Annotated in this window: 19 protein-coding genes; 13 read left to right on the plus strand and 6 right to left on the minus strand. The window is 69.4% G+C overall.

Features of this window, described 5'->3' with window-relative positions:
- Positions 1–76 precede the first annotated feature (76 nt).
- Positions 77–2209 (minus strand): glycogen debranching protein GlgX, encoded by a 2133-nt coding sequence (gene glgX, locus F8O03_RS15560; protein WP_151424684.1) that lies wholly within the window; start codon positions 2207–2209, stop codon positions 77–79.
- Between the two features lie 137 nt (positions 2210–2346).
- Here glgX and F8O03_RS15565 point away from each other — a divergent pair, with 137 nt between their 5' ends.
- Together F8O03_RS15565 and F8O03_RS15570 are read left to right on the plus strand one after the other, a co-directional pair.
- Positions 2347–3558, plus strand: coding sequence for a cysteine desulfurase family protein (locus F8O03_RS15565; RefSeq protein ID WP_151424685.1), 1212 nt, complete (start codon positions 2347–2349; stop codon positions 3556–3558).
- A gap of 81 nt (positions 3559–3639) precedes the next feature.
- Positions 3640–5517 (plus strand): ABC transporter ATP-binding protein, encoded by a 1878-nt coding sequence (locus tag F8O03_RS15570; protein WP_151424686.1) that lies wholly within the window; start codon positions 3640–3642, stop codon positions 5515–5517.
- Positions 5518–5542: 25 nt separating this feature from the next.
- Here F8O03_RS15570 and F8O03_RS15575 read toward each other — a convergent pair whose 3' ends face one another.
- Entirely contained in the window at positions 5543–6811 is a 1269-nt protein-coding gene (locus tag F8O03_RS15575; protein ID WP_167516609.1) for an MFS transporter, read from the minus strand.
- 75 nt (positions 6812–6886) lie between these two features.
- Between F8O03_RS15575 and F8O03_RS15580 the strand changes: the two genes are divergently transcribed.
- Together F8O03_RS15580 and F8O03_RS15585 are read left to right on the plus strand one after the other, a co-directional pair.
- A complete protein-coding gene (locus tag F8O03_RS15580; RefSeq protein ID WP_104253173.1) occupies positions 6887–7501 on the plus strand; it encodes a TetR family transcriptional regulator in 615 nt (204 codons plus the stop codon).
- Positions 7498–9138: an MDR family MFS transporter gene (locus F8O03_RS15585; RefSeq protein WP_151424688.1), complete on the plus strand. Its 1641-nt coding sequence runs from the start codon at positions 7498–7500 to the stop codon at positions 9136–9138. Before F8O03_RS15580 ends, F8O03_RS15585 begins: the two co-directional genes overlap by 4 nt.
- A 27-nt stretch (positions 9139–9165) precedes the next feature.
- On the opposite strand, the gene F8O03_RS15590 is transcribed toward F8O03_RS15585, so the two are convergent.
- Positions 9166–10017, minus strand: a complete 852-nt coding sequence (locus tag F8O03_RS15590) for a DUF2690 domain-containing protein (protein ID WP_167516610.1) — start codon at positions 10015–10017, stop codon at positions 9166–9168.
- 129 nt (positions 10018–10146) lie between these two features.
- Between F8O03_RS15590 and mnmA the strand changes: the two genes are divergently transcribed.
- From mnmA to F8O03_RS15630, 8 genes are all read left to right on the plus strand, one after another.
- Complete coding sequence (mnmA, locus tag F8O03_RS15595) at positions 10147–11325, plus strand: tRNA 2-thiouridine(34) synthase MnmA (protein WP_151424850.1); 1179 nt, start codon at positions 10147–10149, stop codon at positions 11323–11325.
- Positions 11322–11798 (plus strand): hypothetical protein, encoded by a 477-nt coding sequence (locus tag F8O03_RS15600; RefSeq protein ID WP_151424690.1) that lies wholly within the window; start codon positions 11322–11324, stop codon positions 11796–11798. The genes mnmA and F8O03_RS15600 overlap by 4 nt, the downstream gene beginning before the upstream one ends.
- Entirely contained in the window at positions 11795–14173 is a 2379-nt protein-coding gene (gene ligA, locus F8O03_RS15605) for an NAD-dependent DNA ligase LigA (RefSeq protein WP_151424691.1), read from the plus strand. Before F8O03_RS15600 ends, ligA begins: the two co-directional genes overlap by 4 nt.
- Positions 14174–14291: 118 nt before the next feature.
- Positions 14292–16499: a DUF6882 domain-containing protein gene (locus F8O03_RS15610; protein WP_151424692.1), complete on the plus strand. Its 2208-nt coding sequence runs from the start codon at positions 14292–14294 to the stop codon at positions 16497–16499.
- A gap of 75 nt (positions 16500–16574) precedes the next feature.
- Positions 16575–16874 carry an Asp-tRNA(Asn)/Glu-tRNA(Gln) amidotransferase subunit GatC gene (gene gatC / locus F8O03_RS15615; protein WP_104253166.1) on the plus strand — a complete coding sequence of 100 codons (300 nt, stop codon included), beginning with the start codon at positions 16575–16577 and terminating at the stop codon, positions 16872–16874.
- Positions 16871–18397 carry an Asp-tRNA(Asn)/Glu-tRNA(Gln) amidotransferase subunit GatA gene (gene gatA, locus F8O03_RS15620; protein WP_151424693.1) on the plus strand — a complete coding sequence of 509 codons (1527 nt, stop codon included), beginning with the start codon at positions 16871–16873 and terminating at the stop codon, positions 18395–18397. The genes gatC and gatA overlap by 4 nt, the downstream gene beginning before the upstream one ends.
- Positions 18397–19911 (plus strand): Asp-tRNA(Asn)/Glu-tRNA(Gln) amidotransferase subunit GatB, encoded by a 1515-nt coding sequence (gene gatB / locus F8O03_RS15625; protein WP_151424694.1) that lies wholly within the window; start codon positions 18397–18399, stop codon positions 19909–19911. Before gatA ends, gatB begins: the two co-directional genes overlap by 1 nt.
- A 108-nt stretch (positions 19912–20019) precedes the next feature.
- On the plus strand, positions 20020–21414 hold the full coding sequence (locus tag F8O03_RS15630) for a helix-turn-helix domain-containing protein (protein ID WP_151424695.1): 1395 nt from the start codon (positions 20020–20022) through the stop codon (positions 21412–21414).
- Positions 21415–21483: 69 nt separating this feature from the next.
- On the opposite strand, the gene F8O03_RS15635 is transcribed toward F8O03_RS15630, so the two are convergent.
- Entirely contained in the window at positions 21484–23232 is a 1749-nt protein-coding gene (locus tag F8O03_RS15635) for a long-chain-fatty-acid--CoA ligase (protein WP_151424696.1), read from the minus strand.
- Between the two features lie 83 nt (positions 23233–23315).
- On the opposite strand from F8O03_RS15635, the gene dinB reads away from it, so the two are divergent.
- On the plus strand, positions 23316–24611 hold the full coding sequence (gene dinB, locus F8O03_RS15640; protein ID WP_151424697.1) for a DNA polymerase IV: 1296 nt from the start codon (positions 23316–23318) through the stop codon (positions 24609–24611).
- Between the two features lie 8 nt (positions 24612–24619).
- Here dinB and F8O03_RS15645 read toward each other — a convergent pair whose 3' ends face one another.
- Entirely contained in the window at positions 24620–24907 is a 288-nt protein-coding gene (locus F8O03_RS15645) for a DUF2277 domain-containing protein (protein WP_151424698.1), read from the minus strand.
- 69 nt (positions 24908–24976) lie between these two features.
- Positions 24977–25567, minus strand: a complete 591-nt coding sequence (locus F8O03_RS15650) for a dihydrofolate reductase family protein (protein WP_151424699.1) — start codon at positions 25565–25567, stop codon at positions 24977–24979.
- Positions 25568–25699: the final 132 nt, after the last annotated feature.

Below are 25699 nucleotides of genomic sequence, written 5' to 3' on the forward strand. Positions count from 1 at the left end.
AACGCTACCAACACCCACCCGCAACGGGGCTGTCCGCGTGTCACGGAATGTGAACGTCGTCCCGCACGGTGTCCGATCAGATGTGGTGGTGCGCGTGCCGCACCTCCACCGCGTACACCTGCACCGAGGGACCCGCCAGACCGGTGAGCTGTCCTGGGATCAGCACGCGGCTCGAGCTGAGCGCCTCGTCTGGGTGCTCGTGCGTCGAATCCCAGAGCAGACGGTAGCCCGTGACGTCGTCCACTGCGGGCGCCCGCAGGGCCGCGTCGTCCTCGCTGCCGTGGATGACGAGGAGAAGCCGGTCGACGAGCATCCGCTCGCCGTCCACGAGGACCGCGTCACCCGTGAAGTCGGCGTCGGCCTCGGGGATGTAGGCGTCGAGCAGCACCTGCAGGGTGCGGCCACCAGGCCCCTGCCATGAGCCGTCGCCCATGGGGTTGCCGAGCGCGTCGAACCACCGCCGCCTCGTCCCGTGCTCGCTGAGCGCGTGACCGTGGTTGAAGCTGCTCGGGCGCAGCACCTGGTGCTTCCCCCGCAGCTCGATGAGTCGCCGCGTGTGCGCGAGCTGAGCGAGCTGGATCTCGCTGAGGTCCCAGGAGAACCAGGTGAGCGGCGAGTCCTGGTTGTAGGGGTTGTTGTTGCCCTTCTGCGACCTCGCGACCTCGTCGCCGGCCGTGAGCATGGGGACGCCCGCGCTCAGGAGGACCGTGCTCAGCAGGTTGCGCATCGAGCGGCGGCGCAGGGTCTCGATGCTGCTGCTCTCGCTCGGCCCCTCCACTCCGAAATTCCACGAGCGATTGTCGCCGGTGCCATCGCGACCGAGTTCCGCGTTCTGCAGATTGTGCTTGACGTTGTAGGAGACGAGATCACGCAGCGTGAAGCCGTCGTGCGCGGTCACGAAGTTCACCGAGGCCAGCGGGCCGCGGTCATCGCTGAACATGTTGGAGGAGCCGGCGAGCGACGTGCTGAAGGCGCCAGCACCTTCGGGGTGGACGCCGGAGCTGCGCGCCTCGGCGATGTCGCGCACCCAGAACGAGCGGGCGTGGTCACGGAAGCTGTCGTTCCACTCAGACCAGTCCTCCGGGAAATTGCCCGTCTGCCAGCCGCCCATGCCGACGTCCCACGGCTCGGCGATGAGCTTCGTGTCCGAGAGGCGCTCGTCGTTGACGATGGCCTCGAGCAGCGGGTGGTGGCGCTCGAAGGCGTGGTGCGCGTTGCGTCCGAGTGTCGCCGCGAGGTCGAAGCGGAAGCCGTCGATGCGGAACTCCTCGACCCAGTAGCGGAGCGAGTCGATGATGAGCTCGCGCACGATCGCCTCGGACGTGTCGAGCGAGTTGCCGCATCCGGTCTGGTCGACGGGGTTGCCGTGCATGTCGTGGCGGTAGTAGGTGGCGTTGTCGAGACCGCGGAACATGGACGTCTCGTCGCCACGGCCGCCCTCGGACGTGTGGTTGTAGACCACGTCGAGGTAGACCTCGATGCCGGCGGCGTGGAGGTGCTTGACCATGCCCTTGAACTCGCGGGCGATGGCATGCGGGCCGGCGGCGCGGGCGCCGGGGGAGGCGTAGTCGGCGTGCGGGGCGAAGAAGCCGAGCGTGTTGTAGCCCCAGTAGTTCGCCATGCCCTGGCGTCGAAGGAACGACTCGGAGGCGAACGCGTGGACCGGCAGCAGCTCGACGGCCGTGATGCCGACAGACTGGAGGTAGGCGATCGTGTCCTCGTGCGCGAGGCCCGCGTAGCTGCCGCGCAGGTGCTCCGGCATGTGCGGGGCGAGCTGTGTGAACCCCTTGACGTGCGCCTCGTAGACGACGACGTCGCGCAGCGGCAGCAGGGGCGCACGCACGGTCCCCCAATCGAACGGCTCGGTCTCCACGACCTGCGCCGTCCAGATGGGCACGGCGACGGTGCCGACATTCGAGACCTGCCTGGCGTACGGCTCGACGAGCAGCCGGTGCTTGTCGAAGGCGCTGGTGCCGGTCGTCGGCCCGTCTGCGCGCACCGCGTATCGCTGGCCGTTCACGAGCTCGGCGCATTCGGCCTGCCAGATGCCGCCGGGCATGCTGGCCATCTCGACGGTTCGCGTGATGGTGCCGTCGGCGTCGATGAGGCAGAGGGTCATCGCGGATGCGTGCGCCGAGAACACGCGGATGCGCGCGATCCCCTGATGGTGGGTGACGCCGAGATCGGAGCGGGTCTGTGAGTCGAGCATGAGGCCTAAACTGTTCGAATTGAGTGGTCGCCGCCGCGTGGCGGCTGCACGGACTGTGTGCGTGCGCGCTGCGGTGCGCACGGATCGCGCAAGTCTATGTCGAGAGTGCCCGTATCCAGGGCAGGGCGGGGAGTGTAATGGCCGTTTACCTCGACCACGCCGCGACGACCCCGATGGTGCGCGAGGCGCGGGAGGCGCTCCTTGCCGGCTTGGACCTGACGGGGAATCCGTCGTCGATTCATGGCCATGGGCAGGCCGCGAAGCGCCTGCTCGAAGGCGCGCGGGAGCGTGTCGCCGCGGCGCTCGGCGCCGACCCGATCGAGGTGGTCCTGACGTCTGGTGGCACCGAGGCCATCAATCTCGGCATCAAGGGCCTGTACTGGGCGAGGCGGGAGCAGGACGCGGCTCGCGTCCGGGTCCTGGCGCCTCGTGGCGAGCATCACGCCAGCGTCGACGCCGTCGAATGGCTCGTCGCCCACGAGGGGGCCGTCGTCGACTGGCTGCCGGTCGACGAGTCCGGCGTCGTCGACCTCGGTGTCGCCGAGCAGCGGATGCGGGAGCACGCGAACGAGGTGGCGCTCATCACCGTCATCCTCGCCAACAACGAGGTCGGGTCCGTGCAGCCGGTCCGCTCGCTCGCCGCGCTGGCGGCCGAGCATGGGATCCCCGTGCATGTCGACGCCGTCGCCGCCTTCGGGCACATCCCGGTCTCGTTGCGGGAGCTCGACGTCGCCGCGCTCAGCGTCTCGGCGCACAAGATCGGCGGGCCGGTCGCGATGGGCGCGCTCGCGCTCGCCCGCGCCCACACCGTCGAGGCGCTCATCCACGGGGGTGGGCAGCAGCGGGGCGTGCGCTCTGGCACCCAGGACGTGCCGGCCGCTCTCGCCTTCGCAGCTGCGACGGACGCGGCGATGTCGCGAATGGAGACGGAGGGCGCCCGCCTCGACGCGCTCGCGCGCCGTCTCGCGGGTGGCCTCGCGCGGATCCCGGGCGCCGAGCTGCGCGGCGCCCCGATCGACGGCGTCCTCCAGGACGCAGGAGTCGAGGTGCGTGCACGGGTGCCTGGCAACGTGCACGCCACGTTCGACGGCTGCCAGGGTGACTCCCTGCTCTTCCTCCTCGACATGGCCGGGTTCTCCGTCTCCACCGGCTCCGCCTGCCAGGCAGGCATCGCCGAGCCATCGCATGTCCTGCTCGGCATGGGCCTGGACGAGCGAACGGCGCTGAGCGCGCTGCGCTTCACGCTGGGCGCGTCGACCGGCGACGCCGACATCGCCTCACTCCTCGACGTCCTGCCTCGGATCGTGGAGCAGGCGCGAACGGCCGGGTTCTCCGACCGGACCGTGTAGCGTTCTGTCACTTTCTCCGCCCGCAGCGCATCTGCCTCCGACGCGCGTCGGAGTGTCGGCGGATGCGCCTACGCTGACGCCATGACGATGCGAGGTGCAGGAGGCGGGCCACCCGCCGGTGGCCGTATGCGGGACGAATCCGTGATCCGGGCGGCGAACGAGCAGGCCCCGAAGATCGACGGCCTCTGGCAGCGGGTGCTTCACCTGTTCTCGCCCTACCGCGGGAAGATCGCGATCGCGCTCGTGCTGGTGCTCATCACGGCGGCCATCTCGGTGCTGCCGCCGCTGCTGACCGAGCAGGCGTTCGACGTCGGCCTCTTCCCGCCGGGAGGCACCGGGCCGAACATCGGCGAGCTGTGGAAGATCGTCGGGCTCATGGCGGTGCTGTGGGTCGCCTCGAGTGCGCTCGGGGTCGTGCAGACCTACTTCACCGCCAGCGTCGGCAACTCCGTCATGGGCGACCTGCGTGTGCGCCTCTTCGATCACCTGCAGCGCATGGAGCTCGCGTTCTTCACCCGCACGAAGACCGGGGTCATCCAGTCCCGCCTCCAGAACGACGTCGGCGGAGTGGCGTCCACACTGCAGTCGATGATCACGAGTGTCGTCGGCAACATCGTGACCGTCCTCGCGGCGGTCGTCGCCATGGCGCTGCTGTCCTGGCAGCTGACCATCATCGCGTTCGTCCTCATGCCGGCGCTCGTCTGGGCGCAGCGACGGGTCGGCCAGGTGCGCGCCCGCATCGCGACGAAGACGCAGGAGTCGCTCTCCGAGATGACCGCCATCACGCAGGAATCGCTGAGCGTCTCCGGCATCCTGCTCGCGAAGTCGTTCGGGCGCGAGGAGGCGGAAGGGCAGCGGTACCGCTCGGAGAACGACCGGCAGATCGGGCTGCAGGTGAAGCAGACGATGAGCGGGCAGACGTTCTTCGCCTTCGTGTCCATCGTGTTCTCGCTGGTGCCCGCGGCCGTCTACATCGTCGGCGCCTACCTCATCACCGGCGGCGTCGACCTCACGGCGGGTGCGATCGTCGCGTTCACGACGGTGCAGACGAGGCTCACCATGCCGCTCATCGGGCTCATGCGCATCGGCCTGGAGGTGCAGACGTCGAAGGCCTTGTTCGCGCGCATCTTCGAGTACCTCGACCTGAGGCCTGCCATCACGCCGTCGCCTGCGCCCATCGCACTCGACGAGTCGAGGCTCGGCGAGGTCGAGTTCGAGCACGTCTCGTTCCGGTACCCGGACGCGGAGGTCGACTCGGCCCCCACGCTCGACGACGTGTCCTTCACGGTCCGCCCGGGGGAGTTCGTCGCGTTCGTCGGGCCGAGCGGTGCCGGGAAGACGACGATCGGCTACCTCGTGCCCAGGCTCTACGAGGTCTCGTCAGGTGCCGTGCGGTTCGCGGGCGCCGATGTGCGCGACCTCGACCACGACGCGCTCATCGCCAACACGGGCATCGTGAGCCAGGAGAGCTACCTGTTCCACGCGTCCATCGCCGAGAACCTGCGCTTCGCGAAGCCGGACGCGACGCAGGCCGAGATCGAGGAGGCCTGCAGGCAGGCCAACATCCACGAGACGATCTCGAAGTTCCCCGACGGCTACGAGACGCTCGTGGGGGAGCGGGGCTACCGTCTGTCCGGAGGCGAGAAGCAGCGCGTCGCCATCGCCAGGGTCCTGCTCAAGGACCCGGCCGTGCTGGTCCTCGACGAGGCGACGAGCGCGCTCGACACGAGATCGGAGCGGTTCGTGCAGCGTGCCCTGGACGAGGCCTCACGCGGCCGCACGGTTCTGGCCATCGCTCACCGCCTCTCGACGGTCAAGGACGCCGACCTCATCTGCGTCATCGACGAAGGCCGCATCGTCGAGCGGGGGAACCACGCCGAGCTCATGGCGAGGGGAGGCCTCTACGCGGCGCTCCATGAGGAGCAGCGCACCGACGTCCAGCCCGAGCTCGAGACCTGAGTCGCGCTGACGCGGCGGCGCTCGTCTACCGAGCCAGCTGGATCTCGTCCTCGATCTTCCACGTGCCGGCGAGCGCCGGGGCAAGCGGGATGACGCCGAGCGTGAGCACGGCCAGGAGCCCCAGCGAGATCGACCAGTTGCCGGTTGCCGTCGCCAGCACCCCGACTGTGAGTGGGGCGAGGGCCGCGAGGGCGTAGCCGACGAGCTGGACGAACCCGCTGAGGATCGCCGAGCCCCGCTGACCCGCCGCGCGCAGGCCGATGAGCGTGAGGCAGATCGGGAAGATGAGCTGCCCGAAGCCGATGAGGACGACCCAGAGGACGGGAGCCGCGGTTGGAGCGAAGATGAGGCCGGCGTAGCCGAGCGCAAAGCCGGCGGCGGCGGTGATGAGCGGCCACGTCGTCCCGAGGTGCTTGATGACGAGCGGCGTGGCGAGGGAGAGCGGGATGCCCATAGCTGCGAACAGCGAGAGGTAGCCGGCCGCCGCGACGGTGTCGGCGCCCGCCCGCTCCTGCAGGATCGTGGGCAGCCATCCGAAGCAGCAGTAGGCGTTCATCGATGAGACGGCGAAGGTCGTCGCGAGCGCCCACGCCCGCTTCGAGCGCCAGATGGACTTGGCGGGCTTGGCGCGCGTGCCGTCGGGCAGCGTCACGGCCCCGGTCGTCGGGGGGACGTGGCCGCGCGCTGCGCGCACCTGTGCGCGCACGAGGAGCACGATCCACGGCACCGCGGCGGAAGCCGCCACGATCGCCCACATGGACAGCGAGGTCCGCCATCCGCTGGCCAGGGCGACGGGCGCCGCGACGAGGGGCGGCAGCATCGTGCCGAGCGCCACGATGATCGCGTAGGTCGAGGTCATGACGGGGATGCGCGAGCGGAAGTAGGTGATGACCACCGGTGGCAGGAGGATGTTGCCGATACCCATGCCGAGCAGTGCGATGCCGCTGCCGCCGAGCAGCGTCGGCAGGTTCGGGGCGGCCCCGCGGAGGAGGTGGCCGGCGATGATCGCGGCGAGCGCGACGACGATGAGCAGCTCGAGGCGGACCCGGCGGAGGAGCCACGGGGTGATGAGGCCCGCGATCGCGAAGGCCACAGGGGGCAGCATCGTGAGCACGCCGGTGGTCGTCCCCTCGAGTGGGAGGTCGACCGAGATGAGGTCGAAGATCGATGACGCATTGGTGACGGCTGTTCGCAGGTTCAGCGCGAGCAGGACGAGCGCGAGGACGGCGATGGCGGTCCAGAACCATGGTGACCGCGGCGCGCCCGCTGGCGTCTGGGAGGGGAGAGTCGACACGAGGTGCAACTGTACCCAGCAGCGTCCAGGATTCTTGCACTTGTGAAAGTTTGCACTCATGCATATTGTTGAGGGGTGTCGAACCCAGCCCTCTCCCTTCGCGAGCGCAACCGCATCGACTGCTGGCATGCCATCCACGACGCCGCCGCCGATCTGACGATCGCGCGCGGCCTCGACGAGACGACGATCGACGCCATCAGCGAGCGCGCGGGTGTCTCGCGAAGGACCTTCTTCAACTACTTCCCGAGCAAAGAGGACGCGGTGCTCGGCATGCAGGCGCCCACGCTCCCCGAGGGTGCGCTCGACGACTTCCGGGCAGGCGAGGGCGATTCCTTCGGTCGCACCATGCGGCTCATGCTCGCGGTGCTCGACTCGGCGATCCCCGACCACGACGACTTCCCCCGCCGACGCACGCTCGCCGACCAGCACCCCGTGCTCGAGGAACGACTCAGGCGCCACATCAGCGCGGCCGAGGACATCGTCCTCTCGATCCTGACCGAGCAGGGCGGCGACAGCTCCACGGAGTCGCTGCCGGACGGCATCGAGTCGGCGAAGGCGCTCCTCTCGCTCGCCGCGACCATCCTCCGCTTCACGAGCAGGAACGACCCCCAAGGCGTTCTGGCAGACAGGGAAGCCGCCATCAACCACTCCATCGACATCTTCCGGAAAGCGATCTCAGAAGCCCTATGACGACTCCCCCCAGCATCGATTCGCAGGTTCGCGCCGACGCTGCCCCCGGCGCAGAAGCCCGGACCAGGACCGAGGCGCGGCCCGCCACGCCAGCGACCGGCGCGGGCGCAGCGAGCGCGCAGCGCCGCAGCATCGTGCCGCTCTTCCTGGGGCTCATGGTCACGATGCTGATGGCATCGCTCAACAACACGGTGCTCTCGAGCGCCATGCCGACCATCGTCGGGGAGCTGCACGGCGTCGAGCACATGAGCTGGGTCGTGACCTCCTTCATCCTGGCCTCGACGGTCATGATGCCGGTCTACGGGAACCTCTCCGACCTCTTCGGCCGCAAGCCGCTGCTGCTCATCGCCATCGGCCTCTTCATCGCGGGCTCCGTACTGGGCGGCCTGGCTCCATCCATCGAGCTGCTCATCGGTGCGCGCATCGTGCAGGGTCTCGGCGGCGGTGGCCTCATGATCCTCTCCCAGGCGGCCATCGCGGACGTCGTCCCGGCTCGTGAACGCGGCAAGTACATGGGCGTCATGGGCGCGGTCTTCGCGTTCTCGTCCGTCGCCGGCCCGCTGCTCGGCGGCTGGTTCACCGAGGGCCCGGGATGGCGCTGGGTGTTCTGGATCAACCTGCCCCTCGGCGCCCTCGCGCTCCTCGCGACCATCTTCCTGCTCCGGCTGCCGAAGCGCCCCGCCCACGAGCGCACGCGCATCGACGTCGGCGGCATGGCGCTCATCTCTCTCGCCACGACCGCCCTTGTGCTCGTCGGCACCTGGGGTGGGTCGCAGTACGCGTGGACCTCGCCGACGATCCTGCTCCTCGCCGCGCTCGCGGTGGTCTCCGCTGTCGGCTTCGTCGTCGTCGAGCGCAGCGCCGCGAACCCGATCATGCCGCTCGGCATGTTCAAGGACCGCAACTTCATCCTGACCACGATCGCCAGCCTCGCCACGGGCGTCATCATGTTCGGCACGCTCGGCTACATGCCCACGTACCTGCAGATGGTGACGGGCTCCGGTCCGACCGTGTCCGGTCTGCTCATGACCCCCATGATGGGCGCGCTCCTCATCACATCCATCCTGAGCGGGCAGTACGTGTCTCGCACGGGTCGGTACAAGTGGGTGCCGATCGCCGGCGCCGCCGTGCTCGGTGCGGGCCTCGTCGTGCTGTCGTTCGTCACCGTCGAGAGCCCCGTGTGGATGATCTGCGTCGCCCTCGGCATCATGGGCGTCGGGCTCGGTGGCAGCATGCAGCTGCTCACGCTCATCGTGCAGAACTCGTTCCCGGCTCGCATCGTGGGAACGGCGACCGCTGCCAACAACTACTTCCGGCAGGTCGGCGCAACGCTGGGCTCTGCGGTGGTCGGCTCCGTGTTCGCCGCCCGCCTGACGCAGATGGTGGCCGACCGGCTGCCCGCCGGTGCCGCACCGGAAGACGGCGCGAGCTCGTTCACGCCCGCCGCGATCGCGCAGCTCCCCGACCAGCTGCGCGCCATCATCGTCGGCTCGTACAACGAGGCGCTCATCCCGATCTTCCTCGCGCTCGTGCCGCTGACCGTCATCTCCATCGTCGCGCTGTCGTTCCTCAAGGAGAAGCCCCTGGCGACAGGGTCGGAGCCGGCCACGACCACGTCAGCGACGCAGGTCGGCTGAACCGGGTCCGCGGCTCTCGCAACGCCGCTAGATGCAGAGCTCCGGCCCGAGGTCGATCGTCTGCCCGTCGGCGGTCATGGTCGCGAGCCCGCACCAGCGCTCGCTGGTCTCGGGGCTGATGCCGAGCGGCGTGTACACGGACTGCACGTCGTAGGCCGAGACCGATTGGCGCCGCTCCGAGTCGCGGTCGACGGCGGGGTACACCGACATCGTGAGCTCGTTTCCCGCCGCCTCGCCGTCGTACCTCGTGACCCGGCCCCACACGGCCTTGCAGCTTGTCGAGTACATCAGCTGCACCTGCGTCTCGCGCTCCCGCATCTCGCTGGCTGCGACCACCGCGTCGTCGCGGCACACCGTCTGCATGGGGTCGAACCCGTCGGAGATGCTGGCGAATGGGTCGTCCGCAGTCTGCAGCTGGCCGACGCCGAACCAGACGCCGCTCGTCACGGCCGCTGAGACGAGCGCGGCTGCTGCGGCGGTGGACACGAGTCTGCGCTTCGTGATGGGAGGCGGGAGGGGCGTCGGCGCCTCAGAGGTGGGCAGTCGAGCCTCCGCGCTCGCATCCTGGGTGCCGGACTCCACAGGCGTGGGGCCGTCCTCCGTCTGCTCGATGGTCGCGGGCGGGAGCTCGACCCTCGGAGGTGCTACGAGCTCGCTGCGACGCTCGAGCCAAGGGGCTGGGTCGGCACCCAGCGCCGTGACCAGCCGCTCCACGGTCTTGGCCGTGGGCAGCCGGTTTCCGCCGAGGGCGTCTCCCACCACGCTCTTGGAGATCCCGGCCGATTCGGCGAGCCTCACGATGGTGGGTCTGCCGGCCTGTTCGCGAAGAGACTGGAGGTCGGACGCGAACCGGGCAGGGGAGTCTCGGATGTCGCTCACGCACGGCCTCCCTCGTGAGCATCTTCGCTCGTTGGCGCTGGACATGGTCAAATTACCAGAGTCCCCGAACTCCTCAGAAGCGTTGTCGGAGGCCCGACGTACACTTATCCGGTGAAAGTTCTAGCCGCCATGAGCGGCGGGGTCGATTCCGCCGTCGCAGCAGCCCGGGCCGTCGAGGCAGGGCACGAAGTGATCGGCGTGCACCTCGCGCTCTCCCGAATGCCCGGCACGCTCCGCACAGGCTCGCGTGGGTGCTGCACGATCGAGGACTCGATGGATGCGCGCCGTGCCGCCGACCTCCTCGGCATCCCGTTCTACGTCTGGGACTTCTCCGAGCGGTTCAAGCTCGACGTGGTCGACGACTTCATCGCCGAGTACAGCGCGGGTCGTACGCCGAACCCCTGCATGCGCTGCAACGAGAAGATCAAGTTCGCGGCCCTGCTCGAGAAGGCCATCGATCTCGGATTCGATGCGGTCTGCACCGGCCACTACGCGACGCTGGAGACGGGCGAGGACGGGCTCGTCGAGCTGCACCGGGCGAGCGCCTGGGCCAAAGACCAGTCCTATGTGCTCGGCGTGCTCACGCAGCAGCAGCTGGAGCACTGCTACTTCCCGCTCGGAGACACGCCCTCGAAGGACCTGGTCCGCGCAGAGGCCGCCGAGCGAGGCATCAGCGTCGCCCAGAAGCCTGACTCGCACGACATCTGCTTCATCCCTGACGGCGACACCAGGGGCTGGCTCGGCGACCGCATCGGCACCACGACGGGCGAGGTGGTCGACAGCGCAGGCGCGAAGCTCGGCGAGCACGACGGCGCGACGGCCTACACGGTCGGCCAGCGCAAGGGGCTTCGTCTCGGCGTGCCCGCACCCGACGGCAAGCCTCGGTTCGTGCTCGAGATCCGTCCGAAGACCAATGAGGTCGTCGTCGGGCCGAAGGAAGCGCTGAGGATCGCGGAGATCGCAGGCCAGCGGATGAGCTGGACCGGCGCCGCGACGTCGGAGAGCGACGGCGAGTTCCGCTGCGACGTGCAGATCCGCGCGCACGCCGACCCGGTGCCCGCGACCGCGCGGATTCACGCCAGCGCGGCGAGTACCCGCGACGATGCGACCATCCCGGGCGTCGAGTGGAGTGTCAGCGTGGACGAGCCCCTCGTCGGCGTCGCCCCTGGCCAGACGGCGGTCGTCTACGTCGGCACGCGCGTGCTCGGCCAGTTCACGATCGACCGCACAGTCAGTGCCGTGCAGACCGGCGAGACTGTCGCGGGGTCTGCCCAGGCACGCAGCGCAGACGGGCAGGAGGCAGCATGAGCAAGCAGACCGAGGGCGGCCCGCTCAAGGACGGCGAAGCGATGGATCTGCTCACCGACCGCGCGGAGCGCTGGGCGGCGCAGTACAGGAACCTGTCCGACCCCGATCGGTGGGGCGCTGACTACGACGCGCACTTCGCTGCTCCCGCGCTGCAGCTCGCCAAACGCTGCACCCTGGAGGCTCGGAAGTTCGGCGCGAAAGACTGGATCCTCGCCCTGGTGCTCTGGTTCCTCATCGGCGGCACCGTGTTTCTCGCCTCGAACTTCCTCATGCAGCTCGAGCCGACCTGGCAGATCGTCTTCGCGGTGTTCGCAGGCCTGATCGCCGTCGTGGGCATCGTGCAGAGCTATCTCGAGACGACCAGTGAGAAACGCGCGGCGAAACGTCTGGCCGCCAAGAACGAATGGCTGCTCAATGTGAGCCGCAAGGCCGCGATGGCGACGCTCAAGTCGCGCTCAGGGGCGTCAGCATGACGACCTTCGACGACGCGCGAGTTCGCGTCGAGGAGCTGCGGGAGCTCGTCTCCGGTTACCAGGCCGCGTACTACGAGCGAGACGCGCAGCTGGTCTCCGACGCCGAGTACGACGACCTGGTTCGCGAGCTCGACGAGCTCGAGCGCGAGCATCCGGAGCTGCAGTCGCAGGATTCGCCGACGCAGACGGTCGGCGGCGGCGTCGCCGAGGGGCTGCGACCCATCGAGCACGCCGAGCGGATGCTCTCGCTCGACAACGTGTTCTCGATCGACGAGCTCCGGGAATGGTGCGCGAAGACGGAAGCCTCCGCGGGCCGACGCGTCGACTGGCTGACCGAGCTGAAGATCGACGGCCTGGCCATCGCGCTGCGCTACGAGCACGGGAAGCTGGTGACTGCGGCGACCCGTGGCGATGGGCGCACGGGCGAGGAGGTCACGCAGAACGCGCTGCAGATCGACGGTATCCCGGCTGTCCTCGCAGGCGAGGGGCACCCGCCGATCGTCGAGGTGCGCGGCGAGGTGTTCATCCCCGTTGCCGCGTTCAGGGAGCTCAACGAGTTCCAGGCTTCCCTGCGGCCCCGTGCGGTTGAAGAGTACCGGGCCAGGTGGGAAGCACGCCCGGCCGCGTCGCGCGGAGCATTCGACGAAGACGCCGAGCTCGCCCGCGCCACCAAGCGCTTCCCGGACTTCGCGAATCCCCGCAACGCTGCGAGCGGAGGCCTGCGCCAGCAGCTCGAGAAGAAGAGCGGCCTGGAACGTGAGGCCGGTGAGCTGCGCCTCCACTCGCTGCAGATGTACGTGCACGGCATCGGTGCCTGGCCGTCGCCTCCCGTCGCATCGCAGAGCCAGGTCTACGAGCTCCTCGCAGGCTGGGGGCTGCCCGTCACCCCGTACGCGAAGGTCGCCGCATCCGTCGACGAGGTCGTGGAGTTCGTCGAGCAGTACGGCGCAGAACGCCACTCCGTCGAGCACGAGCTCGACGGCATCGTCGTGAAGGTGGACGAGCTCGACCTGCACGACGAGCTCGGCATGACGAGCCGTGCCCCCCGCTGGGCGATCGCCTTCAAGTACCCTCCCGAAGAGGTGCACACGAAGCTCCTCGACATCGCGGCCAGCGTCGGCCGCACCGGGCGCGTGACGCCGTTCGCGATCATGGCGCCCGTCAAGGTCGCGGGCAGCGTGGTGCGCATGGCCACGCTCCACAATCAGGACGTGGTGCGCGTCAAGGGCGTCAAGATCGGCGACACCGTCGTGCTGCGCAAGGCGGGAGACGTGATCCCCGAGGTGCTCGGCCCCGTCCTGGAGCTGCGCGGCGATGACGTGCGCGACTTCGTGATGCCGAGTGACTGCCCGGAATGCGGCACGCCGTTGCGGCCCATGAAGGAGGGCGACGTCGATCTGCGCTGCCCGAACGCCCGGTCGTGCCCCGCCCAGGTTCGCGGTCGCGTCGAGCACATCGGCTCGCGCGGAGGACTCGATGTGGATGCCCTCGGCGAGGTGACCGCTGCCGCGCTGACCCAGCCGACCGTCCCCGAGCAGCCACCACTCGAGACCGAGGCGCGGCTCTTCGCGCTCACGCTCGAGGAGATCGTGCCCATCGAGGTCGTCGTCCGCGACTCGGAGACGGGTGAGCCCAAGACCGACGAGGAGACGGGCGAGCTCGTGCGACGCGCCCCGTTCCAGAAGGTCTCGCTGGTGTACCCGCCAGGCTCCGAGGACATGACGCCTGCCGAGCGACGCAAGGTCGGCATCAAGAAGGACTTCCGGCTCGTGGAGCCGTCGAAGCAGGCGACGACGCTGCTCGAGCAGCTCGAAGTCGCCAAGACCAAGGACCTCTGGCGACAGCTCGTGTCCCTGAACATCCGCCACGTCGGTCCCGTCGCGGCGAGGGCGCTCGCTGACTGGTTCGGTTCGCTCGAGGCCATCGAGGCGGCTCCCGCCGAGGAGCTGGCTCAGGTCGAAGGTGTGGGGCCGACGATCGCCGACGCGATCGTCGAGTGGCTCGCAGAAGACTGGCACCGCGAGATCATCGACGCCTGGCGGGCGGCCGGCGTTCGCTTCGCGACTCCGAACCACCCCGGACCCGGCGCGATGACGAGCGCGGATGGTCCGCTCTCCGGACTGAGCGTCGTGGCGACGGGAACCCTGGAGGGGTTCACGCGCGACGGCGCGAAGGAGGCGATCATCGCGGCGGGCGGGAAGGCCGCGGGGAGCGTCTCCAAGAAGACGGACTTCGTGGCGGCGGGCCCCGGTGCTGGCTCGAAGCTGACGAAGGCGGAGGAGCTCGGCATCCCGATCCTCGACGCCGACGGCTTCCGCCTGCTGCTCGAGGGCGGCCCGAGCGCAGTGGAGCACCTGCGAGCAGAAGCAGAATGAGCGACCCGCAGGGTCCGACGACCAGGAGCGGACTCCGAGGCTGCGGCCCGGTCGCTCGGCTACAGTGTGCAGGCCGTGGCATCGGCTCGCCGCGGAGGAACGGGGAACCATGCTCAGCGTGAGCTTGCAAGATCTGGCGGACGACGCCGCCATCCTCCACTTCGACGCGCAGGCGCAGCTCACGGAGCAGCTCGGCGACGCCGGATGGGATGTCGATTTGACGGCTCCGTCGATCACCTACCAGACCCAGCCGAGCGAGACGGTGCTCCCGGTCCAGCTCATCGGGAGCGTCGCCCAGAGCGCGGGCACGTGGATGTGGGGCTGGAACAACGTCAACAACTTCCCCGAGCAGGCCATCGCGCTTGCCGGACGGGTGCGTTCGTTTGTGCTCGATGGCGGGCCGGAGCAGCTCTCGTCCTCCGTGGTGAAGACCGACGAGACCGCGCCGCTTCTGCTGGTCCTCGCAGCGAAGGCCCTCACCCGATCGCGTGACAGCGTCGTCCTCGAGGCCGCGCCGGGCGTTCAAGTGCACCTCATGGTGCAAGCGGGGCCAGACACGTCGACGACCGCCGAGCGAGCGACGCGCGCCATCCTGGATGCCCTCGACGCGGGGGTCCTGGGCGACCACGTGCGTGCGCTCCACTCCTATGCGGCACGAAGCGAGTCGCAGCTCAGCCGCACGGGCGCGTCCAGCTACGAGCTCTCCACGAGTGACGGCAGTGTGGAGGTCACCCTCGACGACGCGCAGCGGATCCTTGTCGCTCGCGTGTCGCCGGAGGCGGCAGCCGACACGAGCGAGCCCGAGGTCGTGCCCGACGGTGCGCCCGGAGGAGTGTCGGACAGCGCGCCCGAGGCGGCGTCCGAGCGCACGTCTGACGTCACTCCGCCAGCTGAACCGGGGCAGGTGTCGTCCGAAGAGCAACCGTTCAGCGAGGCTCATTCCGAGGAGGAGCCGACGGCTGAGCCCGAGCCGCAGATCGAGCACACGCCTACTCCGGAGCCGGGAGTGAAACTCGATCACGCACCGAGCGATGCACCCCCGGCGCCGTTGCACGAGCTGCAGACATCGGAGGCGCAGCCTGCGCCCGTCCCTGTCGTACCGCCGGCCGGGCTCCCGACACCGCCTCCGCCCGTCGTTCCCGCATCGGCCCCGTACGTCCAGTCGCCGCAGCGCGCAGAGCAGCGAGCAGAGACCGCTGCGCCCCCGTCCGCGGGGCTTCCATCGGCATCAGCAGCGGCTCAGTCTCAGGCTGCGGCTCCTGGCGCCCCCTGGCAGCCGTTCGACGCTTCGCCCCGCTGGGAGCGGACCCCGCCGTCGGCCGTCGCTCCGCCTGTCGGCGGCCCGCCTCCCGTTCCGGCGCCTGCGCCAGGTGAGGGCGCAGCACAGGGCTTCCTTCCGCCGCACCTCGCGAACCCGGCCCAGGGTGCACAAGGCGGAAACCCTGTCCCGCCCTCGCAAGCAGGCCCGTCGGCTCCCTTCGGGCGCCCTCCTCAGCAGGGGCAGCCTGGCCAGCCCACGCAGCCTGGCCAGCCGAATCACTTCGGCCAACCAAACCAGCGGCCCATGCAGCCTGGCCAGCCGAGCGCATATGGCCAGCCGAGCGCGTATGGCCAGCCGAGCGCGTATGGCCAGCCGAGCGCGTATGGCCAGCCGAGCGCGTACGGCCAGCCGAGCGCGTACGGCCAGCCGAGCGCCGTGGGGCATCCGGGCCAGCAGTATCCTCAGCCCGGGCAGCCCGGGCAGCCCGGCCAGCCACCGCAAGCCGGTTGGCAACCGCCGCCCCAGCAGCAGTTCCCGCACGCGGGGCAGCCAGGCCAGCCCGGGAGCCCGGGCCCGCAGGGGCAGCCTTGGCAGGGCCAAGCTCCGCAGGGCGCCTCCTGGCAGCAGCGCCCGCAGGTTCAGCCGCCCTCGTACGGCAACGAGCAGGGGCGCGCTCAGCAGCACCAGGGCCAGCCGCCCCAATGGCAGCCGGGCCAGCAGCAGGCTCCCGGTGGTCCGTATCCCGGCGCCCAGTACCCAGCCCAGCCGGGAAGCTTCGACCCCAGGCAGCAGGGCCAGCCGCAGCAGTTCCCACCGTCACGCGCGCCGCAGCAGCGTCCGCAGGAGGGTGGCTGGAACGGCCAGCCCCCATACGGTCAGGCGCCGCAGGGGCAGCCGCCGTACGGCCAGAACCCCCAGGGGCAGGGCCCGTATTCCGGCCAGGCTCCACAGCACGGGCCCAAGCAGGGGCAGGACCCTCAGCCGGGCCAGCCCGGGTACGACCCACGCCGACCGGGGAACAGCCAGCCGCCCTGGCCACCCCAGCAGCAGCCACCCCGCCAGTAGCCGGCAGCGAGCACGGCCGCGCCCCGTGCGCGGCCTAGACTTGTCCAGCCCTGGCCGACGCACTATCGGAGACGAATGACCGACATCACTGCCGCCGACGTTGAGCACCTCGCTCAGCTCGCACGCATCGACCTCGCAGACGGCGAGATCGAGCGCGTCACCGGCGAACTCATCGAAATCCAGCACCTGATCCAGAAAGTGCAGGAGGTGGCGACCCCCGACGTCGAAGTGACGACGCATCCGATCGCCATGCACAACGTGACGCGTGCAGACGAGGTCGGCGAACCGCTTGACCGCGATGCTGCGCTCGCAGGAGCACCGGACAGCGACGGGACACGCTTCCGCGTCACCGCGATCCTGGGAGAAGAGCAGTGACCGCCGACATCACGCGCCTGAGCGCGACCGACCTGGCGGCGGCGATCGCGGCCGGCACCATCAGCTCCATCGAGGCGACGACCGCGCACCTCGAGCGCATCGAGGCTGTCGACGGTGACGTCCACGCGTTCCTCCACGTCGACGCCGACGCTGCGCTCGCCGCCGCGGGACGTGTCGACGCGAAGCGGCAGGCCGGCGAGCAGCTCGCACCGCTGGCTGGAGTCCCCGTCGCCGTCAAGGACAACATCGCCACGAAGGGCACGCCGACGACCGCCGGCTCCCGCATCCTCGAGGGCTGGGTGCCGCCGTACGACGCGACCGTCGTCGAGCGCCTCCGCGGCGACGACCTCGTCATCATCGGCAAGACCAACCTCGACGAATTCGCGATGGGTTCCTCCACGGAGCACTCCGCGTACGGCCCAACTCACAACCCGTGGGACCTCCAGCGCATCCCCGGTGGATCCGGTGGAGGCTCCGCCGCCGCCGTGGCCGCCTACGAGGCGCCGCTCGCGCTCGGAACTGACACGGGCGGATCCATCCGTCAGCCTGCATCCGTCACCGGCACCGTAGGCATGAAGCCCACGTACGGCGGCGTCAGCCGTTATGGCGCGCTCGCCCTGGGATCCTCGCTCGACCAGATCGGACCGGCAGCACGCACCGTGCTCGACACGGCCGCCCTGCACGACGTGCTCGCGGGCCACGACCGCCGCGACTCCACCTCGCTCACGGGGGAATGGCCGTCGTTCACCGACGCAGCCCTCACGGGCCGCAAGGAGGACTCCGTTCGCGGACTCCGCATCGGCGTCCCCAAGCAGATCGCCGACGGGGCGGGCTTCGAGGCCGGGGTCACCCAGCGCTTCCAGGAGGCGCTCGCCGCGCTCGAGGAGCGCGGTGCGGTCATCTCGTGGATCGAGACGCCCCACTTCGAGTACGCCGTCGCCGCGTACTACCTGATCATGCCGGCGGAAGCATCCAGCAATCTCGCTCGCTACGACTCCGTGCGCTTCGGGCTGCGGGTCACGGACGCCTCCGCCACAACCGTCGAGAAGGTCATGTCCGCGACGCGAAGCAAGGGCTTCGGCGACGAGGCCAAGCGCCGCATCCTCCTCGGGACCTACGCGCTCTCGGCCGGCTACTACGACGCCTTCTACGGGTCAGCCCAGAAGGTGCGCACGCTCGTGCAGCAGGACTTCGCCGCCGCCTTCGCCGATGTCGACGTGCTCGCCGCGCCCACGTCGCCGACCACGGCCTACAAGCTCGGCGAGAAGGCCGAGGACCCGACGGCCATGTACCTCGCCGACCTCACGACCATCCCCGCCAACCTCGCTGGCGTCCCCGGCATCTCCGTGCCCGGCGGACTCGCGCCCGAGAACGGGCTGCCGGTCGGCATCCAGTTCATGGCGGCCGCCCGCGACGACGCGCGCCTCTACACCGTGGCTGCGGCGCTCGAACAGACTCTTGAAGACCGATGGGGCGGACCCCTGCTCGCGCAGGCCCCCCAGCTGAAGGCAGGTGCACGCTGATGGCCAAGCCAGAGCTGATGGACTACGACCGCGCGCTCGAACTCTACGAGCCCGTCATCGGTCTCGAGGTGCACGTCGAACTCGGCACCAAGACCAAGATGTTCTCCGACACCCCGAACCACTCGGGGAACGAGGTCGGCGGCGAGCCGAACACCAACATCGGGCCGGTCGACCTCGGTCTTCCCGGCACGCTGCCCGTCGTCAACGAGCAGGCTGTGCGCTACTCGATAGCGCTCGGCCTCGCCCTCAACTGCCAGATCGCCGAGGTCTCGGGCTTCGCGCGGAAGAACTACTTCTACCCGGACAACCCGAAGAACTACCAGATCTCGCAGTACGACGACCCCATCGCCTTCGATGGAGAGGTCGAGGTCGAGCTGGAGGACGGCACCGTCTTCCACGTTCCGATCGAGCGCGCGCACATGGAAGAGGATGCGGGCAAGCTCACGCACGTCGGAGGCTCGACCGGCCGCATCCAGGGCGCCGAGTACTCGCTGGTCGACTACAACCGCGCCGGCGTGCCACTCGTCGAGATCGTGACACGGCCCATCTTCGGCGGAGAGGCGCAGACGCCGCAGCTCGCGGCGGCGTACGTCTCGACGATCCGCGACATCGTCCGCGCGCTCGGCGTCTCCGAGGCTCGCATGGAGCGTGGCAATCTCCGCTGCGACGCCAACGTCTCTCTCCGCCCGCGCGGCGAGGAGAAGCTCGGCACGCGCACGGAGACGAAGAACGTCAACTCCTTCAGGTCGATCGAGCGCGCAGTCCGGTACGAGATCCAGCGCCAGGCCGCGCTGCTCGCGGCAGGCGGGAGCATCACGCAGGAGACGCGGCACTGGCACGAGGACACGGGACGCACCTCGTCCGGTCGACCGAAGTCCGACGCCGACGACTACCGGTACTTCCCTGAGCCCGACCTCATGCCGCTGCGCCCCAGCCGTGAGCTCGTCGAGGAGCTTCGCGCGACGCTTCCCGAAGCGCCCGTCGCCCGTCGGCGTCGCCTCAAGGCGGAGTGGGGCTTCGCCGACCAGGAGTTCCAGGACATCGCCAACGCGGGGCTTCTCGAGGTCGTCGATGCGACTGTCGCGGCTGGCGCGACGGCCGCTGGCGCCAAGAAGTGGTGGATGGGCGAGCTCTCGCGCATCGCCAACGATCGGGGCGTGCAGGCCACCGACCTCGCGACGCCGCAGCAGATCGCCGAGCTCGACGGTCTGATCACGGCAGGCACGGTCAACGACCGACTCGCGCGTGACGTGCTCGAGGGCGTGCTCGCCGGTGAAGGCTCACCGGCCGAGGTCGTGGAGTCGCGCGGCCTCGCGGTCGTCAGCGATGACGGACCCCTCATCGAGGCCATCGATGCGGCACTTGCGCAGCAGCCCGACGTCCTCGCGAAGATCCGCGACGGCAAGGTGCAGGCGGCAGGTGCGGTCATCGGCGCCGTGATGAAGGCGATGCGGGGCAAGGCAGATGCCGCGCGCGTGCGAGAGCTCGTTCTCGAGCGCGCCCAGAGCTCCTAGAGCTCGAACTCGTACACCGGGGAATTGTCGGGCAGGACCTAGGCGCCCCTGTGGCTCTGACGATAGCGTCAGAGCCACAGGGCCTCGGTGAACGGAGCAGTGAATCTCATGGGCAAGAAGACTGGCAAGAAGGCTCGGGTCGAGCGACCGGATGCGACGCAGGGCGGCCCTCGGGCGAAGGTCAAGAAAGAGCGCGTGCAGCCGCCGAAGTCAGTGCAGCGGCCGGTCTCAGCTGGCACGCCGTCGCTCCTGACGACGCTCGAACCGATCGTCGTTGCGGATCCGGCGACGCAGAAGGACCCGACGGACAAGACGAAGTCCAAGGACAAGACGAAGTCCAAGGACAAGAAGGAGTCCAAGGACAGCAAGAAGCTCAGCGACGAGAAGACATCTCAGGACGAGAAGAAGTCCAAGGACAAGAAGAAGTCCAAGGACGAGAAAAAGTCCAAAGACAAGAAGAAATCCAAGGACGAGAAGAAGTCCAAGGAGAAGAAGAAGCCGAAGGGCGACAAGAAGTCCAAGGCTGAGACGGTCCAGGCCGAGGACTCCGGGCTGGTCGAGGCTGCTCCGAAGGCCGGTGCGACGAAGGGCCGCAAGTCGGGCGCGGGCGAACGGACGCACATCCTGCGCGATGCGGAGCTCCTCACCGATGAGGGCGACGACGCCCACGGGTTCGCTCGACTCATCAGGGCCATGCCCGGGATCGTCGCGCTCGTCGAACAGCACGAGACGGCGGTGCATCGTGCGGTCTTCGACAGCTACGTGACCGCGGTCGTCGAGCACGGCGTCGACGCCGGCGACCTCGGCCCCATCGACATCCGCACGGCAGCGCCGAGAACGGCGGAGGGCGGGGCGCCCGTCGCCACGGAACCACGAGACGACGAGTCTGCGGTCAGGGGCGCGGAGTCCGCCCGCTCGCTCCGCGCGGGCCGTGGGCGGCGCCCGTCCGGGATCAACAGCGCCGAGACGGTCGACCCGGTCTCGCCCGCGCCGACGTCGCCCGCCCAGAAGAGTTCGACCTCGAGTTCGACTGGGCAGAAAGACCAGGTCCGCAGTCCTCGCAGCACCGTTCGCGCCTCGACGCGAGCTCGCGCGGGCGAGGGGCGTGCTTCGAACCCTCAGCCCTCGCCGCAGACGGCCACGGACGAACGCAAGCGCAACGCCCCGATCGCATCCCGGACGAGGGCAGGCTCGCGAGGCAGCGCGGCCGCCAGGTCCCGAGCTGCAGGTTCGAATCCCCGGAGTCTCGAAGAGCTGGCCGAAGAGCTGAAGCCGACGAACAATGGGCAGCGCATCGCACTCGCCATCGCCTCGATCGTCGGTGGCGACGGTGACGTCACCGCTGCGAGGATCGCCGGTGAGTTCGAGCGTATGACGTGGCGAGTGCCCGTGAACGTGGCCGCCTCGGTGCGTCAGGCGGCGAGGGCCGGCCTGGTCGACCTTGAGGGCCCCACGGGCATCCGCCTCACCCCGGCTGGAGAGCAGTACGTCACCGGCGGCTGAGCGAGTCGCTGACCGAGACGCCTCGAGCCCGCCCCTGCGTTGCAGGGGCGGGCTCGCTCGCTCTCCCGCCTATTCGGCGCGGGAGTGCGCCCCGCCGGTTTCCTCGTCGTCGGCCGCTGCCGCGGTCGCGTTGCGGTTCTGCTGCAGCGCGTCCCGGACCTTCTTGCGCAGCACCTTCCCGATGAGCGACTTGGGGAGCTCCTCCCAGACGACGTACGACCGCGGCACCTTGTGCTCGGAGAGACGCTCGCGAACGAACGCGCGCGCTGCAGCCTCGTCGAAGCGTGCCCCCTCGTCGAGCACGATGACCGCGGTGACGACCTCGGCGCCTCCACCTCGCCGGATGCCGACGACGGCTGCCTCGGCGATTCCTGGCACCTCGGTGACGACGCGCTCGACCTCGGAGGGCGACACGTTGAAACCGCCCGTGATGATGAGCTCCTTCTTGCGGTCCACGACCGTGACGAACCCGTCCGTATCCTGCACGACGAGGTCGCCCGAGCGCACCCAGCCACCGTCGATGAGCACCTCGGCGGTCTCCTCGGGTCGGTTCCAGTAGCCCTGGAAGGTCTGCGGGCCCTTGATGAGCAGCTCGCCGACGTCGCCGAGCTCGACCTCCGTGCTCGGGTCGCTCGGGTCGGTGACCTTGATGAAGGTCGACGGGAACGGGATGCCGATCGTTCCGGTCTTGCGCTTGTCGGTGAACGGGTTGCCGAGCGCGACGGGCGAGGTCTCCGTGAGTCCGTAGCCCTCGACGAGCTGGCCGCCCGCGACCGCCTCCCAGCGGTGCACGATGGCGTCGTTCAGGGTCATGGCACCCGAGATGGCGTAGATGACACCGGAGAGGTCGAGCTTGCCCTCCTTCGCGACGCGCGCGAGCCGGTCGTACATGGGCGGCACGGCGGGGATGAACGTGGCGGGCGACTTCTTCGACGCCTCGATGACCAGCTCGGGGTCGAACGTCGGGAACAGCACGGCCTTCGCGCCGACGCTCACGGAGTAGATGACGGACAGCAGCACGCCGAAGGCGTGGAACATGGGCAGGACGCCGTAGATCGTCTCGTTGCCAGCCGTGAACTCGGGCATCCACGCGGCACCCTGGCGGGCGTTCGACCACAGGTTGCGGTGCGTGAGCATGGCCCCCTTCGGGTTGCCGGTCGTGCCGCTCGTGTACTGCAGGCTCGCGAGGTCCTCGGGACCCGGGGCGGGGATGCTCGCGTCGAGCGGCTGCTGCTTCGCGAGCTTCTCGAAGGGGACGGTGCCAGGAGCCTTCGCGCTGAGCTTCGCGCGCGACTCGCGGGCCTTCGCGATGGGCAGTCGGAGCAGCAGCTGCGTCTTCAGCGGCATGCCCTTCGTGACGTCGACGGCGATGACGTGGCGGATGCCGAGGCTATGGGGGAGCGACTGCACCGTCGGCGCGGCCTTGTCCCAGGCGATCACGATCTCGGCGCCGTGGTCCTCGAACTGGGTGCGGAGCTCATCACGCGTGTAGAGCGGATTGTGCTCCACGACAACCGCGCCGAGCCGCAGCACCGCGTAGAACGCGACCACGTGCTGCGGTGCATTCGGCATGATGAGCGCGACCCGGTCCCCTCGCTTGACGCCGATGCGGCGCAGCCCCTGCGCGAACCGCAGCACCTGGTCCTGCAGCTCCGAGAAGGTGGTCTGCGCGCCGAAGAACTCGATCGCCGGCTTGTCGGGGAAGCGCTCCGCGATCTCCGAGAGCATGTCCGGCAGTGAGCCGTTCGGGACTTCGATGTCCGTCGGGGTTCCGGGGGCGTAGAAGGCGGTCCAGGCGCGAGACTCGTTGAGCTGCATGCGCAGAGTCTATTCGCGCAGAGCGTCGGGCAGATGTCCGGGTGCGTCCTGCGGATGTCGGTGGGACGTCGCACAATGGAGGCATGACCAGGAAAGACATGGGTGTGCGGCAGACGGGTGCGGCGTCCGACCGCGATGCGTCTGCGAGCATCCTCCATGTCGACATGGACGCCTTCTTCGTCGCAGTCGAGCTGCTCGAGCGGCCCGACCTCATCGGCAAGCCGGTGATCGTCGGTGGCACGAGAGAGCGCGGCGTCGTCTCCAGCGCGAGCTACGAGGCCAGGGCGCGAGGCGTGCGAAGCGCCATGCCGATGCACCAGGCAATCGCACGGTGCCCCGAGGCTGTCGTGCTGCCGGGCAACATGAACAAGTACCGCGAGGCGTCGCAGCAGGTCATGGAGATCTTCCGCGAGTTCACGCCCCTCGTCGAGCCGCTGTCGATCGACGAGGCGTTCCTCGACGTGTCCGGGGCGAGTCTGCTGTTCGGCTCGCCCGGTGAGATCGCGCAGCGGCTTCGTGAGCGGGTGAAGGCGCAGACGGGGCTCACCTGCTCCGTCGGCGCCGCATCCACGAAGTTCGTCGCGAAGCTCGCTTCCGGCAAGTGCAAGCCGAACGGCATGCTCGTGATCCCGCACGAGGAGACCATCCCGTTCCTGCATCATCTTCCCGTCGGGGCGCTGTGGGGCGTCGGCGAGAAGAGCGAGGCGAAGCTGCGCGGTATCGGCATCCACACGGTCTTCGACCTGGCGCACACGCCGGTGCCGGTGCTCGAGCGGGCAGTCGGCAAGGCGGGGGCGGCGAAGCTCAGCGCCCTGGCGTGGGGCCGAGACGAGCGCGGCGTCGAGGAGGCGCACCGCGAGAAGTCGATCAGTCACGAGCAGACGTTCTTCGAGGACGTGGCCGACTTCGTCTTCCTCGAGCGGGAGGTGCGGGCGCAGGCGGATGCGGTGGCAACCCGTCTTCGGCGCGCGGGCCTCCAGGCACGGCAGGTCGGTATCAAGCTGCGCTGGTCCGACTTCTCCACGATCACGCGCTCGCACACGCTGGCGGAGCCGAGCGACGTCGGGCATTCGCTGTACCTCGAGGCGCGCGAGATGCTGCGCGCGGCCCTCGTGCCGCCGCGGCCCGTGCGCCTCATCGGCGTGCGCGCCGAGCGCCTCGTGGAGGCGGGGACCTCGGGGCAGCTGTCGCTCTTCGGCGCTGAGGAGGACGACGACTGGGAGGCGGCGGAACGAGCCGTCGACCAGGCGGTGGCCCGCTTCGGGAAGTTCGCGCTGCGCCCGGCCTCGCTGCTCGGTCGGGGTGAGCGAAGCGACGGAACCGTCGGCCTCAGCGAGCGGGCGAACCGCAAGCAGGACGAGGCCCAGGACCAGCACTGAGGGTGCGTCTAGGAGGCAGTCTTCGCTTCCTCGCGCGCGGCGATGCGCGCCTGCACCTCGGGCCGGCGCAGCGGCGGCACTGTCTTCGGCGGCTGACGTCGCTCGGGGAGGTCGTCGAGGAGGTGCTCGGTGATGTGCGCGATCTCGCGTACCGCCTTCTCGAAGGCCTCGCGGGTTCGGTCGGTCGGATGCGTGATTCCGGAGACCTTGCGCACGTACTGGCGCGCGGCGGCCTCGATCTCGGTGTCGTTCGCGGCCGGTTCGAGCCCGCGCAGCTCGGTGATGTTTCTGCACATGCCGGTCAGGGTACGCCGACGGTCTGCACGCGACAAGCGAATCCGGCTTCGCCTGTTCCCCGACGAGGGCTAGTTCGTCTCGCGGCGCACCGGATAGCGAAGGTGCAGCACGCGTTCGCCCTGCACGACGAGGTCTGGGTCCTCAAGCAGGTGGTGCGCGTCGAGGGTTCCGAAGAAGCGCTTCCCTGCACCGAAGACCACGGGCACCACGTCCATCCGCACCTCGTCGACGAGGCCTCCCGCCAGCGCCTGACCGCCCACGTCCCCTGCGGTGATCTCGACGGTCCGGTCGCCCGCAAGCTCCTTGGCCCGGGCGACAGCGGCCTCGACGCGCTCGACGAACTGGAACGGCAGGTCGGGGTTCCACCCCTCTGGTGGTGGCCGGTGGGACACGACGACCACGTGGTCGATCCCGCTCGGCGGGGTCCCGTCCCAGCCGTCGGTGAGGTCGAAGACGTGGCGTCCCGCGATCGTCACGCCGATCTCATCCCAGTACGGCCGGATGTAGTCGTGGGACGCCTGCTTGACCTTCAGCACGCCGCTGTCGTCGAGCGCGACGTCGCCGCTGGTCAGCCAGTCGAAGAGCGGGCCGGGATCGTCACTGTCGTCTGCGATGAAGCCGTCGACCGAGACCGAACCGTACATGACGACCTTGCCCATGAGGCGCTCCTTCGCGTCGGGAGCACCATGCTAGCCAGGGAAGCGGAAGAAACCCATGCCCGCGTGTCCGACTTCAGTGCAGTATGCGTCGATTCGAGCCGTTCTGGGGCTGTAACGCCGAGATCTGCACTG

It is taken from the genome of Pseudoclavibacter terrae, assembly GCF_008831075.1.
In the GTDB taxonomy this organism is placed as follows: Bacteria; Actinomycetota; Actinomycetes; order Actinomycetales; family Microbacteriaceae; genus Pseudoclavibacter; species Pseudoclavibacter terrae.